Below are 19,346 nucleotides of genomic sequence, written 5' to 3'. Positions count from 1 at the left end.
TGCCGTTCCGGTAGTTATCCCTATTTTTCCATGGATTAACAGCGGTTATCCCCATTGGTTCTTTCACAAATCAACAACTGGTGCTTTCATAAATCAGCAACAGCTAGGAACGGTAATCCGCATTGATCTTCACATAGTCAAATGTCAGGTCGCAGCCCCAGGCCGTAGCAGTGGCTTCTCCCATTTTTATATCCGCCGTTGCGGTCACTTCCGGCTCTGATAAGATTTTAGTGGCTTCCTCCTCACTGTAGGGAAGGGCAACACCGTTTTCGATTATTTTTAACTTTCCTGCAGCACTCTCAAAATATAAGTCCACCTTTTCCGGGTCAAACATTGCCCCGGAATATCCCATGGCACAGAGGATCCGTCCCCAGTTGGCATCATGGCCAAAAATGGCGGCTTTGGTCAGGCTGGAGGTAATGACGGATTTTGAAAGAGTTACGGCCTGTTCCTTTGTTTCCGCTCCCACGATCTTTACCTCGAACAAAGCGGTACAGCCTTCCCCATCCCCTGCCATCTTCTTTGCAAGGGTCTCATTAATGAAATTAAGAGCTTTGCAAAATGTCTTATAATCCTCGTTTTTTGATGTAATTTCATGGTTTCCTGCCATGGCGTTTGCAAGGAGGAGCACAGTATCATTGGTGGAGGTGTCCCCATCCACGGAAATCATGTTGTAGGTGTCCTTAATGTCCTCCCTTAAAGCCTCCTGTAAAAGTTCTTTGGAAATGGCCGCGTCCGTGGTGACAAAGCTTAACATGGTGCACATGTTGGGGTGAATCATGCCGGAGCCTTTGCACATGCCGCCAATGGTAACGGTCTTTCCTCCGATTTCAAACTGGACTGCTGCTTCTTTTTTCACTGTATCCGTAGTCATGATGGCCATGGCTGCGGCTGTTCCGCTGTCCGGGCTGCCGTCAAGGGCCGGTACAAGAGCTTTCACCCCGGCAGTAATGCGGTCCATGGGAAGCTGCTTCCCGATCACTCCTGTGGAGGCCACCAGCACAGAACTGACAGGGATGGAAAGGCTATCTGCCGCCGCCATTGCCGTTTCCATACAGTAACGAAGCCCTTCCTCTCCGGTACAGGCATTGGCAATTCCTGCATTGACAACCACTGCCTGGGAGTAAGGGGAATAATCCACCACATCCTTATCCCACTTTACAGGGGCTGCCTTTACGATGTTGGTGGTAAAGGTTCCTGCCGCCTTACAGGGCACTTCGCTGTAAATCATTGCCATGTCTTTTCTGTCTTTGTATTTGATTCCCGCCGCCGTAGATGCCGCCTGGAATCCTTTTGCCGCCGTTACTCCGCCGTCTATCTGTTTCATATCATTTATCCTCCTCTGTGCCAATGACCCTATATCCTGCTGCCTCCAAATGCTTCAAAGCCTTTTCGTAATTCTCTTTTTTCACAAGAATATAGTCTGTATTAAATGTGGATACTGCGAAGATTCCAATTCCGTGATCTGCCAGTACCGTTGATATTTTAGATAATATCCCAATAAGGGAAAAATCCAGGACCCCTTCAATGCGGAATGCCAAAAAGCCGTCTTCCCTTTCTTCTGTATCCTGGGGAACCAACGGGGTTTCACATACCAGGGACACTTCCTGGTCTGTCTTTCCCAGAAACCAGAACCCGGACCTTATGTCAAGCTTTCCCAAATCCGCCGGTCCGGACAGCTTGCATACGGAAAATTCTGCAGATATCCGCTTTAAATTCATCTCATGCCTCCACCTTAGTCAATAAAATTTGTAATGTTAGTCCCATTTAGGTCAAAATCATAATAATTTAAATCATCACGAAAGGTCCATCCTACTTTGTGCCAGAATTCGTTGCCAACGGTATTGGATTTAAAAGCGATCAGGCTTACCTTGTTGATTCCTTCTTCCTTCAGCTTGTTCATTGCCTCCAGTGCCATCTTATGGCCTATTCCGTGATGCCGGTATTTCTCTGCCACACAGACGTGGTACATGCAGCCCCGCCGCCCGTCATGACCGCAGAGAATGGAGCCAATGATCCTTCCATCCTCTTCCGCCACTACGCTGGTTGAAGGGTTTCTCTTTAAAAACTTTTCCACGCCCTCCCTGGAATCGTCCACGGTGCGCAGCCCAAAACCTTTAATCCCTGACCAGAGTTCATAAACCTGGTCATAATCCTTTAATGTCATAGTACGAATTATCATAATATTTTCCTCTATTTATACATTCATTTATAAGCTTACGGGAACATGGGAATCAGCTTAAGTCCCTTGTTCTCCGGCAGTCCAAACAGAAGATTCATATTCTGCACCGCCTGTCCCGCAGCTCCCTTTACCAGGTTATCCATAGAGCCCATCATGACCACCCGGTTAGTTCTTGGATCGATTTTAAAATTCACATCTACAAAATTGCTGCCTTCCACCCATTTGGTCTGGGGAACCACTTCCTTTTCCAGGACCCTGACAAAGTATTCCTTTGCATAATATTTATCATAAATTGCCTTTACTTCCTCATAGGACACAGACTTGGTGAGAGTTCCATAAGCAGTAATGAGAATTCCGCGGTTCATAGGCACCAGATGGGGAGTAAAGCTAATAGTGACCGGACGGCCTGCCCCATAGGACAACTGTTCCTCGATCTCCGGGGTGTGGCGGTGAACCCCTACGCCGTAAGCTTTAATGTTTTCATTGACCTCACAGTATAAGTTATCCACCTTGGCTCCTCTTCCTGCACCGGAGGTTCCGGACTTGGCGTCAATGATAATGGTGTTGGGATCAATGAGCCCTTCCTTTACCAATGGATAAATGGATAAGGTGGAGCAGGTGGGATAGCATCCCGGGTTGGCGATGAGCCTGGCATTTTTAATCTTCTCCCGGTTGATTTCCGGAAGCCCATAGACCGCTTCCTCTATAAACTGGGGAGACTTATGCTCCATTTTATACCATTCTTCATAGACAGCCACATCCTTGATCCGGTAATCGGCGCTTAAGTCAATGACCTTTGTCTTCTTTAATATATCCTCATTCATAAGGGATGCGCAAAAGCCCTGGGGAGTGGCCGTAAAAATCACGTCTGCCTTTTCTGCCAAAGATTTCCCATTGTCATCAAGACAGGAATCATCCACAATCTGAAACATGTTTTGATAAATAGAAGCGTATTTCTGATCCACATAGCTTTTGGATCCGTACCATATGATCTCCACGTCATCTCTCTGAAGCAAAAGTCTTGCAAGCTCACCGCCTGCATATCCGGTAGACCCTATTATTCCTGCCTTAATCATAATCATCTCTCCTTATATTTTTTCATGGTTGATCTATTTATTATTTCTGCATTTTATGCATTGATTCTATGGACTCTTATGCCAAAAAGAAAGCCCTTCCAGTCACTTCCATAGCTGATAGTTCATAATTATACATCCACAACGCATAATATGCAAGTTTTTTTTATATTTTTCATTTTACCCTTGCATTATTCATGATTTTGTTGTATATTTATGAAAGTTCAATAAAAAAAATCCAATGACAACACAGGAGGATGTATAAATGAAAGAAAAAGTTATTTTAGCCTATTCCGGCGGTCTTGATACCACGGCCATTATCCCGTGGTTAAAAGAACATTTTGATTATGATGTAGTCTGCTGCTGCATCGACTGCGGCCAGGGAAATGAATTAGACGGTTTGGAGGAAAGAGCCAAATTATCCGGCGCTTCCAAATTATATATTGAAAATCTGGTGGAGGATTTCTGCGACAACTACATCGTTCCATGTGTGCTGGCAAATGCTGTTTATGAAAACAAATACTTATTAGGTACCTCCATGGCACGTCCGGCTATTGCAAAGAGGCTGGTGGAGATCGCAAGGAAAGAAGGCGCTACCGCCATCTGCCACGGTGCTACGGGAAAGGGCAACGACCAGATCCGTTTTGAGCTGGGTATCAAGGCTCTGGCTCCTGACTTAAAGATCATTGCTCCATGGCGTATGACCGACGTATGGACCATGAAATCCCGGGAAGATGAGATCGAATACTGCAAGCAGCATGGAATCGACCTCCCCTTCTCTGCTGACAACAGCTACAGCCGTGACCGTAACTTATGGCACATCAGCCATGAAGGCCTGGAGCTGGAAGACCCGGCAAACGAACCAAATTATGACCACTTATTAGTATTAGGCGTATCCCCTGAAAAGGCTCCTGATGAAGGGGAATATGTGACCATGACCTTTGAAAAAGGCATTCCTACCAGCGTAAACGGGGAAAAGATGAAGGTTTCCGATATCATTACCACGTTAAATGAACTGGGCGGCAAGCACGGAATCGGCATCGTGGATATTGTGGAAAACCGTGTTGTGGGAATGAAATCCCGGGGCGTTTATGAAACTCCCGGCGGAACCATTCTCCTTGAGGCTCATCAGCAGTTAGAGGAACTGGTGTTAGACCGTGCTACCATGGAAGTGAAAAAGGATATGGGCAATAAGTTTGCACAAATCGTTTATGAAGGAAAATGGTTCACTCCCCTCCGTGAAGCAATTCAGGCATTTGTGGAATCCACACAGCAGTATGTGACCGGAGAAGTGAAGCTGAAGCTTTATAAGGGAAATATCATTAAGGCAGGAACCACCTCCCCATACTCCTTATACAGCGAGTCCCTGGCTTCCTTTACAACCGGTGATTTATATGATCATCATGACGCAGAGGGCTTTATCACTCTGTTCGGCCTTCCGTTAAAGGTAAGGGCTATGAAGATGCAGGAAGTTGAAAAAGCAAATAAATAATTGAGTAAAAGGACGTACCAAGGGCATTTTCCCTGGTACGTCCTTCTTTATGGCCATGATACATATATATTCAAAAATCAATCTGCCAGCTTCTTTAAAGTCTCACCGGCTATCCGGTAGACCGTCCAGTCCTCCATAGGCTCCGCTCCCATGGATCGGTAGAAATCAATGCTGGGTTTGTTCCAATCCAGGCACCACCACTCCAGCCTTCCGCAGCCCCGTTCTACTGCAACCGCCCCCAGCTTCTTTAACAATGCCTTTCCGATCCCTCTGCCTCTGTATTCCGGATTTACATACAGATCTTCCAGATAGATCCCGGCTCTCCCTAAAAATGTAGAGAAATTATGGAAGAATAAGGCAAATCCAGCTTCCTTCCCGTCAGCCAGGGCAAAAATCACCTCAGCCTTTTTCTTGTTAAAAATCCAGTCCTCCAGCAGTTCTTCCGTAGCCACCACCTCATGAAGCATTTTTTCGTATTCTGCCAGTTCTTTAATGAATTTCAATATAAGAGCCGTATCCCTTCTTTCGGCGTATCTGAATGATAATTCCATTTCCTTTCCTCCTAACCGTATTTCCTTGTTTCAAAATTCAACAAGCGCTGTATACCATTGATATTTTAGTTTAAATATATCACTTCTTTATGTCTTTTTGAAGCCGGATTTATAATTGTGGGGATGAGCGGGCAGCTATGTATCAGATTCCGGCCACTGCCTCTCTCCTGATGCCGTCCTATATGCCTGGAAGCCCTATCTTTTTTCCAGTACCCTTCTGATCCGGGGCATCATTCTTTTTGTATACACATAGCCGTTTTCCATACAGGTTTCCATGCATTCAAAGGTCAGAAGTCCTGCCCCTCTTGGCATGGGCGGCTTTAACAGCAGGAGCTCACCGCTGGAACGGCAGTCCTTAAGCTCTCTGCTCATAATGGAAAAGGAATGGAAGGCGGTCTCAATGATGGAATGATCGTGAGGCATTTCATATTCTTCACCAATGTCCACCGCAATGACTCTTGGCTCTCCTGCCGAGATTAAAAGGTCCACAGGAAGATTGTTGGTCACCCCTCCATCCACCAGCAGAAAACCGTTCATCTGCCTTGGCCGGAACACGGCAGGAACGGAAGAGCTTGCCATCATGATATCACAGAGAAGTCCGCTTCGTTCCCATTTCACATGCTCCTGCTTTAATGCGGGGTAGGGGATTTCCTCCTTGAACAAGTTGGTAAAGGTGACCGTATCCCCGCTGTTTATATCCACAGCCGGAATCAGCAGGCCCCCGCAGTCTCCCTGTATATCCAGCCCATCGGTTAAATCGCACAGGAAACGCTGAAGCCGGTTTCCTTTTATAAGTCCTTTCAACGTTGTCTCCCTGCCCAGCAGGATCTGAGGAAGAAATAAAGTGATTCCTAAAATATCCGGATCAATCAGGCTTCTGCCGTGTTTGGAAAGCCACCGTACCGTTTCCCGCATATCCACTGTTTTCATGCCCGACGCATAAAGTCCGGCAACAATGCTTCCGGCACTGGCTCCCGCGATCCGGTCGGGAAGAAGTCCTGCCTCCTCCAACGCCGTTAATACTCCCACATGAGCCGCCCCTCTGGTCCCGCCGCCTGCCAACGCCAGTCCGTAGTCTGCCATGATTCCATTCTCCTTGCTTTTCAGCCGCATTTCAGGAAAATGTATGCCATTTCTCTTTCATTTATGCCTGGCCCGGCAAATGCAAAAAAGAACAGTCTTTCCCGGCCATATCTCTTCCATAATGGAAAGCTGGCCTAAAAAGGCTGTTCTTCTTTAATTATTTATAATACTCATCGATTCCGTCGGCGATTCCTTTTACGATCTTATCCCGGCATTCCTCGGTTGCCATCTTCTTATCCTCTTCCGCATTGCTCATGAAGCCCATTTCCACAATGGTCACCGGTATATTGCACCAGTTGATGCCGCTCATGGAATCCGTCTCCTGCACCCCCCGGTTCTTAAATCCGGTCTGGCTGCAGATTCCGTTTACAACGGCTTTGGAAAGAGAAAGGCTCTTGCTGTACAGGCTTCCATTGTAAGGGTTATTGGCCGTCTGGCACATGGTAAGTGCCCCCTGGATACTGCTGTCATTTAAGGAATTGGCATGGACCCTGATGAATATATCCGCTCCGCTTTTATCAGCCATCTGGGCCCGTTCTGCATTGCTGATGTTCACATCATGGGTTTCCCGGATCATATAGACCTGATATCCCCTGTTGATGAGCTCCTGCTTTAATTTTAAGGAAACTGCAAGGGTAAGCTGGTACTCCGGAATTCCGGTTGCCGTTCCCTGGGTTCCGGAAGCCACCTTTGCCTTCATTTCAGAAGCCCCTGGCCCAATGGGTTCCTTTTCGGAATTGCCCTTTGCCTGATGGCCTGGATCAATGGCGATGAGCTTGCCTCCCCCGTTACCTGAAACGGAAGGAACGGCGCTTGCTGTCTCCTGTGCCGGCTTGTCCTTTGACACATACTGGGATGAAATATAGCATTCCTTTTCCTGATAAATTACCCGGCTCCAGCTATCGCTGTATCCGGTCCGTTTTAAGGAAGCTCCCTTTTCAAGCTTTCCAAGGACCTCTCCCTGGGAAGAAGGGAACTTTCTTATATTCACCTGGGAGCCGGTAACATAAACCGTCTCATCGGCCGCCGCAAAGGTTGGAGCGGTCTCCATTGTCACATCGGCTTCGTGGGAGCTTGTTTCCGCGGACTTTCCGCCTGGAGCCTCCCCAGTCTTGTCCTCTGCAATGGACACAGGGGCTGTTTCCTCCCCCTCTTCTTCACTTAACCCTCCCTGGGCTTCTTCCAGGGCCGGGGCCTTTACGGTTTCATATTTCCTGGCACAGCCTGCAAGCATAAAAACACAAAGAAGGAGCGAGGCCAATAATAGCCACCCATTCGTTTTTCTTAAATTCCTCAAAGTATGGTTCCTCCTCCGACAACATAATCTCCATCATAAAATACTACGGCCTGTCCAGGGGTAATGGCCCGCTGGGGTTCGTCAAAACTGCATTCCACCACTCCATCCTCAGCTTCTCCTATGGTGCACATGGCTCCCTTATGGCTGTAACGGATCTTTGCCGATACCCTCATGCTTTCTCCATGAAGCCCGTCAATGGCCATCCAGTTGATGTGATTTGCCCGCAGTGTCTGGGAATATACATCATCTCCTGTTCCGATCACCACTTCATTGGCCTCCGGCCGTATCTCCACCACGAAAACCGGACGGCCCATGGATAAATTCAATCCCTTTCTTTGGCCTACGGTGTAATGGGTGATCCCCTTGTGCCGACCGATGACCTGACCGGAAAGGTCTACAAAGTCCCCCTCCGGCGCTTTTTCCCCTGCACTTTCTTCTATAAATCCTGCATAATCATTATCCGGAATAAAGCAGATCTCCTGGCTGTCCGGCTTATGAGCGACCATTAAGTTGATCCTGTCCGCAATCTCACGGATCTGGTCCTTGGAATAGGCTCCTACCGGCATCAGGGTATGGGATAGCTGGTGCTGTGTTAGATTGTAAAGGGCATAGGTCTGGTCCTTTGCCGCTGTCACGGACTTCTTTAACGCATATCTTCCGTTAGGGAGCTTCTCGATCTGGGCATAATGGCCTGTGGCAATATAATTCGCCCCAATATCCAGGCTGCGCTTTAAAAGAGACTCCCACTTGACATAGCGGTTGCAGGCAATGCACGGATTGGGCGTACGCCCCTTCTGGTATTCTCCTACAAAATAATCAATGACCTGGGATTTGAATTCTTCTTTAAAATTCATGACATAATAAGGAATCTCCAGGTCCCAGGCCACCCGTCTGGCATCGTCCACAGCGCTTAAGCCGCAGCAGCCTCCGTTTTCCTCCTGGGCCCCGGTATCCTCATCCTGCCATATCTGCATAGTAACGCCTATGACATCATATCCCTGCTCCTTAAGCAGCCACGCCGCTACAGAAGAATCTACGCCTCCCGACATTCCTACTACTACTTTCGCTTTGCTCATAGCCTCACGTACCACTTTCCTGCCTTGCTCTTTGGGCATAAAGGTACACCTACAAGGTGTTTCCATTTCTTCTGCCGGGTAAGCAAAAGCCCGGCATTTTAATATACTTCTTCCACTTCTTCCTCGCCGATATCAGACTTGGGTTTCTTTAAGCCATCAATCTCGATTCCGTTTTTCTTTGCATAGTCCCATAAGGCAGCGTGAATCGCTTCCTCTGCCAGAAGGGAACAATGCACCTTTACAGGCGGTAATCCGTCAAGGGCTTCACACACTGCCTGATTGGTCACGGCCATTGCTTCCTGAACGGATTTTCCCTTTACCATCTCTGTAGCCATGCTGCTGGTGGCAACTGCGGCTCCGCAGCCAAAGGTTTTAAATTTCACATCACGGATGATCTGATTTTCATCAATATCCAGATAAATTCTCATAATATCGCCGCATTTGGCGTTTCCTACGGTACCCATACCGCTGGGGGCATCGATCTCCCCTACATTTCTTGGATGCTCAAAATGATCCATTACTTTTTCTGTATACATAATCTATTTTCTCCATTTCTAGGTAATATTTCCACTTTGCTTTCAGCCGCCGCCAGGCGGGGCTTTGAATTATTTCCCCTGATGTCTGATATAATCCTCATAAAGCGGGGACATGCTGCGAAGTTTTTCTACAATCCCTTTAATGGATTCCACAACATAGTCCATCTCTTCTTTTGTATTATGGTCATCTAAGGTCAGACGAAGGGATCCATGAGCAATCTCATGAGGCAGGCCAATGGCCAGAAGCACATGAGACGGGTCTAAGGAACCTGAAGTACAGGCAGATCCGCTGGAACCGCAGATGCCCTTCATATCCAGCATGATGAGCAGAGACTCTCCCTCAATGAACTGGAACGCTAAATTCACATTATTGGGCAGCCTGTTTTTCCTGTGACCGTTAATTCTTGTATAGGGAACCTCCGCCATGACCCGGTCCATCAGGTAATTGCTAAGCTCGAATTCCTTTTTCGCTCTTTCTTCCATTTCTGCTGCCGCAAGCGCTACAGCCTTGCCAAAGCCTACGATTCCAGGCACATTCTCCGTACCGGCACGGCGTTTTCTTTCCTGTCCGCCTCCGTGAATGAAGGAACGGGATTTGATGCCGCTTCTGATATAGAGGAAGCCAATGCCCTTGGGTCCGTTGATCTTATGGCCGCTGGCACTGAGCATATCGATATGGTAATCATCCACATTAATGGGCACATGGCCAAATGCCTGAACCGCATCCGTGTGGAAGAATATTCCGTGTTCTTTTGCAATCTCTCCGATTTCCCTGACCGGTTGTATAGTTCCTATTTCATTATTGGCAAACATGATGGAAATGAGGATGGTGTCAGGACGGATGGCCCTTTTTAGGTCTTCCAGTTTTATGATCCCATTTTCATCTACGTTTAAATAGGTCACCTCAAAGCCATGCTTCTCCAGATATTCACAAGTGTGAAGCACAGCGTGGTGTTCGATTTTACTGGTGATGATGTGTTTTCCTTTTGCAGCATAAGCCTCAGCAGTTGCGATCAGCGCCCAGTTGTCGGATTCTGAACCTCCTGCCGTAAAATAGATCTCGTTTGCCTTGGCTCCAAGAGCGTTTGCAATGGTCTCTCTGGCTTCTGTCACAGCCTTTTTGGAGATGCCTGAAAACTCATATACGGATGATGGATTTCCATAATACTCCGTAAAATAAGGTAGCATGGCTTCCACGACCTCTGGCCGTGTTTTGGTAGTCGCTGCATTGTCAAGATAAATCAGTTGTTTCATATTGTTAGTTCCGCCTTTCTGTAGTCCTAAAGTTAAAAGCTTCATCTACAATTTCTATTATACACATATTTCCTAGAATTTCAATAGGAATGATTCTCATTATGCATACAGTTCAGTCATACAGAAACATTTGTCCATGGGAGCTTGCTCACTAAGCACAAATTATGCAAATGTTTTACAGGGCATAGGCCCGGCATAAATCATTTGGCGGTATATGCAGCCGCCTTTGGGAAATATATATTTTATCCCCTAAATTATGAATGGCATGGATAAGCCGTAATATATGTCATGAAGAAGAGGCCCCATCCATATATTATAATAATTCTCTTTTACAGGAGATTGCATGAATGATTCTCTGAAATTTCCCCAAAAACTTTCACCGAGAAAATATGCGCTGCTCACTGGCACTCTTCTTCTGACTTCTGCCGGACTGATCACAAGAATGCTGGGCTTTTTTTACCGGATTTTTCTCTCCCGGACCATTGGCGCAGAGGGACTTGGAATATTCAGCCTGGTCCATCCGGTGTTTGGAATCTGCTTTGCGTTGTGCGCCGGTTCCATCCAAACCGCCATATCCCAGTCCGTAGCTGCTAATGTTAGAAAAGGCCGTTCCATTTTCCGAACCGGCCTGGTAATTTCAGTGGCAATTTCCATAGTCCTGGCATATGCCATCATCCGGTTTAAGGATTTCCTGGCAGTCAACATCCTCATGGAACCTCGCTGCGCCCCTCTTCTTCTCTTTATTGCAGTATCCGTCCCATGTGCAGCCATCCACGCCTGCATCAATGGATATTATTATGGTATGCAGCGGCCCCATGTCCCGGCATTTGCTCAGGTGATCGAACAGACCATAAGGATCGGTGCCGTATTCCTTATTGCGGATATTATGATGGAGTCCGGGATCAAAATCACTGTCCAGCTAGCAGTCATGGGCCATTTGATCGGGGAAATCGTTTCTTCTCTTTATACCGTTATAGCCTATCGTTTTTTTTCGCCCAAAATGCCCTCAGGCATTACGGCTGTTTCCTCTTCCTTTTATGAAACCGCTCCGGGGCTTATGCATCTGGCCCTTCCTCTTATGGGAAACCGCCTGGTCTTAAATATCCTTGCAAGCGCAGAAGCTATTTTGATTCCCAGCAGGCTTCAGATGTCAGGACTTTCCGATTCAGCGGCATTTTCCGTATACGGTGTTTTAACAGGAATGGCTTTGCCCTTTATTCTGTTCCCATCCACCATATTTAATTCCCTTGCCGTGCTTTTGCTGCCAACGGTGGCCGAAGCCCAGTCAGAAGGAAACGATCGAAGGATCGGCGATGCCATTTCCATGTCACTGCGTTACTGCCTGTACGTGGGAATCCTATGCATCGGCATTTTCACCCTGTTTGGAGACGACTTAGGCGTCAGTGTATTTAAAGACAATACTGCCGGAACCTATATGACTGTTTTGGCGTGGCTCTGCCCCTTCCTTTATCTGGTAACAACCATGGGAAGCATTTTAAACGGGCTGGGGAAAACCTCCGTCACCTTTATCCAGAATGCCATTGCTTTACTGATCCGTTTGGGATTTGTCCTCTTTGGAATCCCAAACTTTGGGATCTTCGCCTATCTGGTGGGAACATTGGCCAGCGAGGTGCTTCTGGCCATGATGCATGTGCTGACCCTTCGGAAAAAGGTTGATTTTGTATGGAATGCATGGGATATGATCGTAAAACCCGCGGCCCTTATGGTGCTGGCCATCGGTATTTACTTTGCGGCTTTTTCCGTGGCAGATCCCTTCCAGAGGATGCCCTTATTCATAAAAACTGCATTTCATATCACTGTTTTGAGCATATTTTATCTGGTACTGCTTCTTGGCGCCCATGTTATGAAAGGGGAAAAACCCAGGAATCTTTAACTTATTTTCATGAAATGAACATTTATGGCTTACATAACTGAAAGTAAAAAACGGACTGTCATAAGTCCGTTTTTTGGAAGTTCCGTTTTTAGTCAATTCCAACCATTACAGAAGTGGCTTTAATGATGGCATAGGCATCTTTTCCCACTTCCAGCTTTAAATCCTTTACCGCTGCCATGGAAACCGTGGCAGATACAATGTTTCCGCCGCCAATATCAATGGTCACAATGGCGTTTACCGCACCTGGTTCAATCCCTACGACTTTTCCCTTAAACTGATTTCTTGCGCTGAGCTTCATCTGATATGTCTCCTCTCATCCAATCCTGACCTATGAAAACACCCTTCGGGCATACCTTTACACCCGATAGTGCGGGGTGCGCTGAAACGGGGTGGGCTCTGCCCCAAAAGGCATAGGCAGGAAAGTGGAAATATATAGCAGTAATTATGGGTTGTAAACCGGAAGATTATACTGCTTTTTATGAATTAATTGTAAACATTTCTGTTTTCATTGTCAACCAATTCCTGGAAGTACAAATTACAAATTACTAAAGCAAAAGCAGAAGGTCTTCCTTTGGAAACCGGATAAACGAAGGAAGGTTTTGAACCATTCCTTCTTCAAAATCCATTTTATCCTGGATCCACCAGATCTTTAAAGAGGTTTTGTCATCTGCGTTCCGAAACTGGTACTGCCTTTGAAAAGGAGTATCGGCAAATCCGGCCAATTCAATTCCCATGGCGTTTTCCTCTTCCAGTCCCTTGGCCGGAATCAGGTTATGGCCCCGGATTCCAACGTACCGGATGGAGTCTTCGATTTTTTCCTCTGTCTTAAGCCTTATGTTCCAGTCGCAGGCGTAAAGCTCGTAATCGCTGATTTTTTCTATTGATGAAATATTCTTGCAGCCGGTGAGCTTTGCAGCTTCCATTCTCTCCGGCCTTCGGAAAATGTCCTTTGTGCAGCCCTTTAATATGGTCTTACCCTCTGAAAGAAGCATCATGTGGTCACAGAATTTATAAATCTCATCTCTGGAATGAGATACCATAAGCACATCACCGGCATAGTCCCTGATCAGTTCCAGCATTTCCATCTGAAGCGTGTCCTTTAAAAAACCATCCAAAGCGGAAAACGGCTCATCCAGCATAATCATATCAGGCTTGTATAAAAGCATGCGGGCAAGGGCCACTCTCTGCTGCTGGCCTCCGGATAGCTGGGAGGGATACCTTTTTTCCAGCCCTTCCAGTTGAAAACGCTTTATCTGTTCTGCAACAATGGGAAGCTTATGCTTTTTCTGTCCCGGAAGAACTATGCATAAATTCTCCTCTACTGTCATGGTGGGAAACAGAGCATAATTCTGGAACAGGTAACCTACACGCCGTTCCCTGGCAGGCAGATTGATCCCTTTTTCCGAGTCAAACAACACCTTTCCGTTTAAGACGATCCGGCCGTGATCCGGCCTTTCGATTCCTGCCACGCATTTTAAGGTCATGGTTTTTCCGCAGCCGGAGGCTCCCAAAATCCCCATGCAGCCCCCGTCAGTCTCAAACTCCACATTCAATTCAAATCCTGAAAACTTTTTTCGGATGTTCACCTGCAATGCCATATTAAATCCACCTGTTCACATGTTTCATATTTTTTCCGGATATATAATTGATAACCGCAACAATAAAAAATGACAAAATAACGATGACGCATACCCAGAATCCAGCCTTATCCCAGTTTCCCGACGCCACCTCGGAAGCTATTGCAACGGAAACCGTTCTGGTCTTTCCCAGGATGTTTCCTGCCAGCATGGCGGTTGCTCCGTATTCCCCGATGGCTCTGGCAAAGGCTAAAACAGTCCCGGAAGCCAGTCCGGGAGCGGCAATGGGGACAATGATCTTCCAGAAAATCTTTCTTTCCGAAAGCCCCAGGGTCCTTCCGGCATGGATCATGTTAACATCCACCTGCTCAAAGGCCGCCCTTGCATTCCGGTACATTAAAGGAAATGCAATAACAAAAGCAGCTACAACGCATCCCGGCCATGTCTGCACCATTTTTATATTAAATTCCTCAAAAAGAAATTTGCCGAAAGGCCTGCGGAGGCTGAAGATCAAAAGAAGAAAGAATCCTGCCACAGTAGGCGGCAGCACCAGAGGCAGGGTTAATATCCCATCGATAATGGATTTTGCCGTATTATTCACTTTCATGATCATTCTTGCAGCTCCTATCCCAAGAAAAAAGGTCAGAACTGTTGCCAGAATCCCCGTTTTAAGAGAAATAAAAAGGGGACTCCAATCTATTGTTTTCATCAGATCCAGCATAGATTTTCACCCCCTTTTATATGTAATGTTTATTTTGCAGCTTTTGCAAATCCGGCATCGGTAAACAGCTTCATAACGCCTTCATCGCTGACCAGATACTCTTTAAAGTCAGCCGCTGCCTTTGCCTGTTCCTCTGTTGCTTCCTTGTCAATGATCAGTCCCACAGGATAAACAGCAGGGTCGATCATGGTCGGATCTGCTTCTGCAATGATTTCCACCTTGTCAGCCATGGAAGCTGCATCGGTTGCATAGACAACGCCCACTTCATTGCTTCCTTCTGCAACGGATGTTAATACAGCAGTTACATTGGCGCCTTCGTTGATTTCCATTTTCATGACCTGATCAAGAATTCCCAGGTTGGTGAACAGCTTTCTCGCATACTGGCCTACAGGTACATCCTCTCCTGCAAGGGCGAGGCTTGATGCCTTTGTGATATTGTCAAAACCGGTTACCTCAGTTTTTCCGCCCTTGGGCTTGATCAGGACGATCTTATTTTCAAGAAGGTTGGTGATGGAACCGTCAACTACAAATCCGCCTTCCTTTAATGCATCCATCTGCTTGGTTGCTGCAGAAAAGAAAACATCACACTGAGCGCCTTCTTCGATCTGTTTCTGAAGGGTGCCGGAGCTGTCTGCATTATAAATGATATTTACATTGGGATGATCTTTTTCATAGGTTTCCTTGATCTTTTCCATTGTGTTTTTTAAACTGGCAGCAATAAAGACATAAAGGTCTGATTTCTCTGCCTTTGCCTCAGCCGTTGTGGTTTCTGCCGCTGCAGTAGTTTCCTCAGCCTTGGTGGTTTCCTCTTTCGCCGTTGTCTGGTCTGCCTGAGAAGTCTTTGTACCGGCTGAACCGCACCCCACGACCGTACCGGCAGCAAACATTGCCGCCATCATAACCGCTAGTAATTTCTTTCCTCGTTTCATAATACTTCCTCCTGGTTTTTCATTTGAACAACACTGATTGTTATTCATTTTGATTTGGTTTTATTCGGTTTTATACCGTTTGGTAATTACCAATTTATTTTAGATGATATTTCATTTAATGTCAATGCCAATCTATTTTTGTAATAACATCGGGCTTTCCGTTTTTATTTTCCCTATGACAGACGGCTTTTACAGCCTTTGATTGACAATGGAATGAAATATGCTATAACTATTTATAATAATGGAAACCACGGGAAGCAAAGAGGAAACTGTATGGAAAAAATATATACCACCCAGGAAGTCGCAGATCAGCTAAAAATCAAAAAATCAACTGTATATGAACTGATTAAGCGGGGAGAACTAAAGGCCTCAAAGGTGGGCAAGCAGATACGAATCAGCCAGGAACAGCTAGCCGAATATTTAAAGGCCCCTGATAAGGGCAGCCTGGCCCAGGCGGAAGAGCCTCTTCCACGGATCATGGATATCCCCCTGTTTACTGCTGATGCCGCCATCCGGCAGATGGATTACCTTCTTAACACCAGCGGCCTGATCATAAGCAGCCAGGAATCCCGGGTGGTAGAGTTGCTTCGCAGCCAGCTAAGCCTCCGCCCTGACAGCCTTCCCATCCTGCATTCCTATATGAATGATTATAACAGCCTGTATTCCCTTTACTATGATAAGAGCCATATGGCCCTTACCTCCTTCTGCACCTGCCAAAAAGGTCATGAAATCCGGCAGATCCAAAGCCTGCTGCCTGGAAAAGAGATTGCAGTCCTTCATATCTGCAGCCTTCAGGCAGGCCTTTACATCAGAAAGGGGAATCCTAAAAACCTGCATACCTTAAAGGATCTGTGCCGTCCGGATGTCCGGTTCATAAACAGGGAGAAAGGAAACGGGTACCGGATCTACATGGATTCCAGCCTTTCGGCCCATAATATTGAGAAGACTTCCATTTCCGGATACCAGAAGGAATGCCTGTCCCATATGTCTGCTGCAAACGCAGTGGCATCGGGAAATGCGGATGCGGGCATCGGCGATGTTTCCAATCTGGCCGCATATCCTCAACTGGACTTTATTCCTTTGTCTGCCGCCTCCATGGATCTGGTCTTCTCAAAGGCGGCCTTGGAGCATCCTGCTTTTCAAAGCATTCGCCACACGGTAAATTCTCAGGAATTTAAAAACAGCCTTCTTCCTTTTAACGGCTATGATATTGAAAACACAGGAAACTGCACCTTGGTAAGCGGCTGAATGAAACAGTTTTTTCCTGTATTAATAAATATTCGGTAAAATTTTAGTTGCATTCGCAACTATTTATGTGTTAAACTAATCAAGGGCTGATAGATTCCTCAGACTCACGCACAATTCTGTGCGGGTTATCATTCTTAAGAATCCCTAACATAAAAAACGGACAACAGGAGGTATTTATTTGAACCAAAAATTAAAAGAAAAAATTATTGAATCTCTATCATCTGTCCTGCCCGTTACATGTATCGTGTTGGTTTTGTGCATAACGATCACTCCCATGCCTCTTGACCCACTGATGCTGTTTCTGGTAGGAGCAACCCTTTTAATCGTTGGAATGGGCTTTTTCACACTGGGTGTTGACATGTCCATGATGATCATCGGAGAAAAAGCGGGTGCCCACCTGGCAAAATCAAAAAAGCTGCCACTCATTGTTTTTGCCTGTTTTATCATTGGTTTCATCATTACCATAGCAGAGCCGGATCTTCAGGTCCTGGCGGGACAGACGCCTGCAGTTCCTGATATGGTCCTGATCCTTTCTGTGGCTGCAGGAGTCGGGCTGTTCCTGGCACTTGCATTTTTAAGAACCCTGTTTAGCTGGAGCCTATCCCATATTCTTATGATCTGCTATGCCGTACTCTTTGTTACGTCTATCTTCGTTCCAAAAGAATTTCTGGCTGTAGCCTTTGACTCCGGCGGCGTTACGACAGGCCCCATCACAGTGCCCTTTATCATGGCTCTCGGTGTCGGCCTCTCATCAATCGGCCGGGGTAAGAATTCAGACAGTGACAGCTTCGGTCTGGTGGCTCTCTGTTCCGTGGGTCCCATCCTTGCCGTTATGATTCTGGGCCTTTCCTATGGATCCTCTGCCACTGATTATGAGCCCATGGTGATTCCGTCCATAAATAATTCCCAGGACCTGTGGCTGGCATTCCAGCATCAGCTTCCTCACTACGCTTGGGAGGTCTTTTTGGCTCTGTTTCCCATTTTGCTGTTCTTCGTCATATTTCAGATCTTCTTTCTGAAGCTGAGGAAACGACAGCTAATCAAGATCCTGGTAGGGCTTATATATTCCTACATAGGACTGACTCTTTTCCTTACAGGCGTTAATGTAGGCTTTATGCCTGCCGGCAATTATCTGGGACAGCAGCTTGCGTCCCTACCCTACCGCTGGGTCATGATCCCCATCGGTATGCTTATCGGATTTTTCATCGTAAAGGCCGAACCGGCCGTACAGGTTTTAAATAAGCAGGTAGAGGAGATTACAGGAGGCGCCATCTCGGAAAAGACCATGATGACCGGATTATCCATCGGCATGGCCATTTCCCTTGGATTGTCAATCATAAGGGTTATGACAGGCCTTCCCCTTCTGGCCCTCCTGCTTCCCGGCTACGCACTGGCCCTTGGTTTGTCCTTTGTGGTCCCGCCGATCTTTACATCCATTGCCTTTGATTCGGGCGGTGTCGCTTCCGGCCCCATGACGGCCACCTTCCTGCTTCCCTTTGCCATGGGAGCCTGCGAGGCTCTGGGCGGGAATATTGTTACCGATGCCTTTGGCATCGTGGCCATGGTTGCCATGACGCCTCTTATTATCATACAGCTCATCGGCGTCTCCTATCATTACAAGACCAAAAAAGCCGGCGTTCCGGCTGATGCGCCGCTCCTTAATATGGAGCTCGAATTTATTGAATTAGGGAAGGAGGAGGCTGATGACTTCCAATCGTAAAATTAACTGGATTACAGTTATCGTGGACCGGGGAAAGGGTGAAAAAGCAGCTTCCGTTTTTAAAGAACACCATCAGGAACTGCTTCTCATTACCAGAGGCCATGGAACTGCAAGCTCTGCCATCAAGGATTGCCTGGGGCTTGATGAGCCGGAAAAAGACCTGGTTATCGGAATCGTGGATGAAGCAGCTACCAAACGCTTATTATCTGCTCTGCACGAAACATTGGAGCTTGGAAAACCAGGTTATGGCATCGTATTTACCATCTCCCTGACGGGAATCAGTGCCGCAGCTTCCAGTATCTTAGAAGCTGCCCTGCCGGAAGGGGCTACGCTCACAGCCACAGATTATCACAAGGAGGATCGCTCTATGTCAGATACGATCAGATACGAACTAATTGCTGCTGTCATCAATACCGACCTTTCCGCTCCCATTATGGAAGCTGCCAGAAATGCAGGCTGCAAGGGAGGGACCCTGGTCAAAGCCAGAGAGGTGGATACGGATGATTCCAAAAAAATATTCGGCCTGACTCTTTCCAGTGAAAAGGAGATTCTCCTCATCCTGGTTCCCCATACGGATAAGCAGGCGGTTCTTAAATCCATCTGTGAAACGGTGTTGAAGGAAACCGGAGAACATGCCGTCGCCTTCTCGCTTCCTGTGGATGAAGTGGCCGGCCTCACCACTCCTGCTAAGTAAAAAGAAGTTACGTGGACCT

Annotated in this window: 19 protein-coding genes; 5 read left to right on the top strand and 14 right to left on the bottom strand. The window is 46.9% G+C overall.

Annotated elements, in window-relative coordinates; translation table 11 throughout:
* Positions 1-103: 103 nt before the first annotated feature.
* Genes argJ through argC form a run of 4 tightly spaced genes read right to left on the bottom strand, consistent with a single transcriptional unit; the run spans position 104 to position 3,258 of the window.
* A complete protein-coding gene (gene argJ / locus ACYVD3_RS16720) occupies positions 104-1,327 on the bottom strand; it encodes a bifunctional glutamate N-acetyltransferase/amino-acid acetyltransferase ArgJ (protein WP_460643619.1) in 1,224 nt (407 codons plus the stop codon).
* A 1-nt stretch (position 1,328) separates the two neighbouring features.
* The gene (locus ACYVD3_RS16715; protein WP_460643618.1) at positions 1,329-1,721 is read right to left on the bottom strand and encodes an ACT domain-containing protein; all 393 of its coding nucleotides are present in this window, start codon (positions 1,719-1,721) and stop codon (positions 1,329-1,331) included.
* A gap of 14 nt (positions 1,722-1,735) precedes the next feature.
* Positions 1,736-2,182: a GNAT family N-acetyltransferase gene (locus tag ACYVD3_RS16710; RefSeq protein ID WP_460643617.1), complete on the bottom strand. Its 447-nt coding sequence runs from the start codon at positions 2,180-2,182 to the stop codon at positions 1,736-1,738.
* Positions 2,183-2,217: 35 nt separating this feature from the next.
* A complete protein-coding gene (argC, locus tag ACYVD3_RS16705; RefSeq protein ID WP_460643616.1) occupies positions 2,218-3,258 on the bottom strand; it encodes an N-acetyl-gamma-glutamyl-phosphate reductase in 1,041 nt (346 codons plus the stop codon).
* A 262-nt stretch (positions 3,259-3,520) separates the two neighbouring features.
* Between argC and ACYVD3_RS16700 the strand changes: the two genes are divergently transcribed.
* Positions 3,521-4,747, top strand: a complete 1,227-nt coding sequence (locus tag ACYVD3_RS16700; protein WP_460643615.1) for an argininosuccinate synthase — start codon at positions 3,521-3,523, stop codon at positions 4,745-4,747.
* Positions 4,748-4,824: 77 nt separating this feature from the next.
* On the opposite strand, the gene ACYVD3_RS16695 is transcribed toward ACYVD3_RS16700, so the two are convergent.
* From ACYVD3_RS16695 to nifS, 6 genes are all read right to left on the bottom strand, one after another.
* Positions 4,825-5,298 (bottom strand): GNAT family N-acetyltransferase, encoded by a 474-nt coding sequence (locus tag ACYVD3_RS16695; RefSeq protein ID WP_460643614.1) that lies wholly within the window; start codon positions 5,296-5,298, stop codon positions 4,825-4,827.
* Between the two features lie 195 nt (positions 5,299-5,493).
* Positions 5,494-6,381 carry a patatin-like phospholipase family protein gene (locus tag ACYVD3_RS16690; RefSeq protein ID WP_460643613.1) on the bottom strand — a complete coding sequence of 296 codons (888 nt, stop codon included), beginning with the start codon at positions 6,379-6,381 and terminating at the stop codon, positions 5,494-5,496.
* A 157-nt stretch (positions 6,382-6,538) separates the two neighbouring features.
* Positions 6,539-7,678: an N-acetylmuramoyl-L-alanine amidase gene (locus ACYVD3_RS16685; RefSeq protein WP_460643612.1), complete on the bottom strand. Its 1,140-nt coding sequence runs from the start codon at positions 7,676-7,678 to the stop codon at positions 6,539-6,541.
* Positions 7,675-8,793, bottom strand: a complete 1,119-nt coding sequence (gene mnmA, locus ACYVD3_RS16680) for a tRNA 2-thiouridine(34) synthase MnmA (RefSeq protein WP_460643611.1) — start codon at positions 8,791-8,793, stop codon at positions 7,675-7,677. The genes ACYVD3_RS16685 and mnmA overlap by 4 nt, the downstream gene beginning before the upstream one ends.
* A gap of 59 nt (positions 8,794-8,852) precedes the next feature.
* On the bottom strand, positions 8,853-9,290 hold the full coding sequence (nifU, locus tag ACYVD3_RS16675) for a Fe-S cluster assembly scaffold protein NifU (RefSeq protein ID WP_460643610.1): 438 nt from the start codon (positions 9,288-9,290) through the stop codon (positions 8,853-8,855).
* 69 nt (positions 9,291-9,359) lie between these two features.
* Positions 9,360-10,544 carry a cysteine desulfurase NifS gene (gene nifS, locus ACYVD3_RS16670; RefSeq protein ID WP_460643609.1) on the bottom strand — a complete coding sequence of 395 codons (1,185 nt, stop codon included), beginning with the start codon at positions 10,542-10,544 and terminating at the stop codon, positions 9,360-9,362.
* A 343-nt stretch (positions 10,545-10,887) separates the two neighbouring features.
* Here nifS and ACYVD3_RS16665 point away from each other — a divergent pair, with 343 nt between their 5' ends.
* Positions 10,888-12,438 (top strand): putative polysaccharide biosynthesis protein, encoded by a 1,551-nt coding sequence (locus ACYVD3_RS16665; protein WP_460643608.1) that lies wholly within the window; start codon positions 10,888-10,890, stop codon positions 12,436-12,438.
* Positions 12,439-12,526: 88 nt separating this feature from the next.
* On the opposite strand, the gene ACYVD3_RS16660 is transcribed toward ACYVD3_RS16665, so the two are convergent.
* The 4 genes from ACYVD3_RS16660 to modA form a co-directional block, all read right to left on the bottom strand.
* Positions 12,527-12,736: a TOBE domain-containing protein gene (locus ACYVD3_RS16660; protein WP_158416173.1), complete on the bottom strand. Its 210-nt coding sequence runs from the start codon at positions 12,734-12,736 to the stop codon at positions 12,527-12,529.
* Positions 12,737-12,983: 247 nt separating this feature from the next.
* The gene (locus ACYVD3_RS16655; RefSeq protein WP_460643607.1) at positions 12,984-14,036 is read right to left on the bottom strand and encodes a sulfate/molybdate ABC transporter ATP-binding protein; all 1,053 of its coding nucleotides are present in this window, start codon (positions 14,034-14,036) and stop codon (positions 12,984-12,986) included.
* 1 nt (position 14,037) lies between these two features.
* Positions 14,038-14,736 (bottom strand): molybdate ABC transporter permease subunit, encoded by a 699-nt coding sequence (modB, locus tag ACYVD3_RS16650; RefSeq protein WP_460643606.1) that lies wholly within the window; start codon positions 14,734-14,736, stop codon positions 14,038-14,040.
* Positions 14,737-14,765: 29 nt separating this feature from the next.
* Positions 14,766-15,665, bottom strand: coding sequence for a molybdate ABC transporter substrate-binding protein (gene modA, locus ACYVD3_RS16645; protein ID WP_460643605.1), 900 nt, complete (start codon positions 15,663-15,665; stop codon positions 14,766-14,768).
* Between the two features lie 273 nt (positions 15,666-15,938).
* Here modA and ACYVD3_RS16640 point away from each other — a divergent pair, with 273 nt between their 5' ends.
* The 3 genes from ACYVD3_RS16640 (at position 15,939) to ACYVD3_RS16630 (ending at position 19,327) form a co-directional block, all read left to right on the top strand.
* Complete coding sequence (locus tag ACYVD3_RS16640) at positions 15,939-16,913, top strand: substrate-binding domain-containing protein (protein WP_460643604.1); 975 nt, start codon at positions 15,939-15,941, stop codon at positions 16,911-16,913.
* Between the two features lie 178 nt (positions 16,914-17,091).
* The gene (locus ACYVD3_RS16635) at positions 17,092-18,633 is read left to right on the top strand and encodes a DUF1538 domain-containing protein (RefSeq protein ID WP_460643603.1); all 1,542 of its coding nucleotides are present in this window, start codon (positions 17,092-17,094) and stop codon (positions 18,631-18,633) included.
* Positions 18,617-19,327 carry a hypothetical protein gene (locus ACYVD3_RS16630; RefSeq protein ID WP_460643602.1) on the top strand — a complete coding sequence of 237 codons (711 nt, stop codon included), beginning with the start codon at positions 18,617-18,619 and terminating at the stop codon, positions 19,325-19,327. Before ACYVD3_RS16635 ends, ACYVD3_RS16630 begins: the two co-directional genes overlap by 17 nt.
* Positions 19,328-19,346 lie beyond the last annotated feature (19 nt).

The organism is Lacrimispora brassicae, assembly GCF_054772055.1.
Note: the sequence above shows the minus strand (reverse complement) of the source record. Positions and strands in the feature narration are given on the sequence as shown.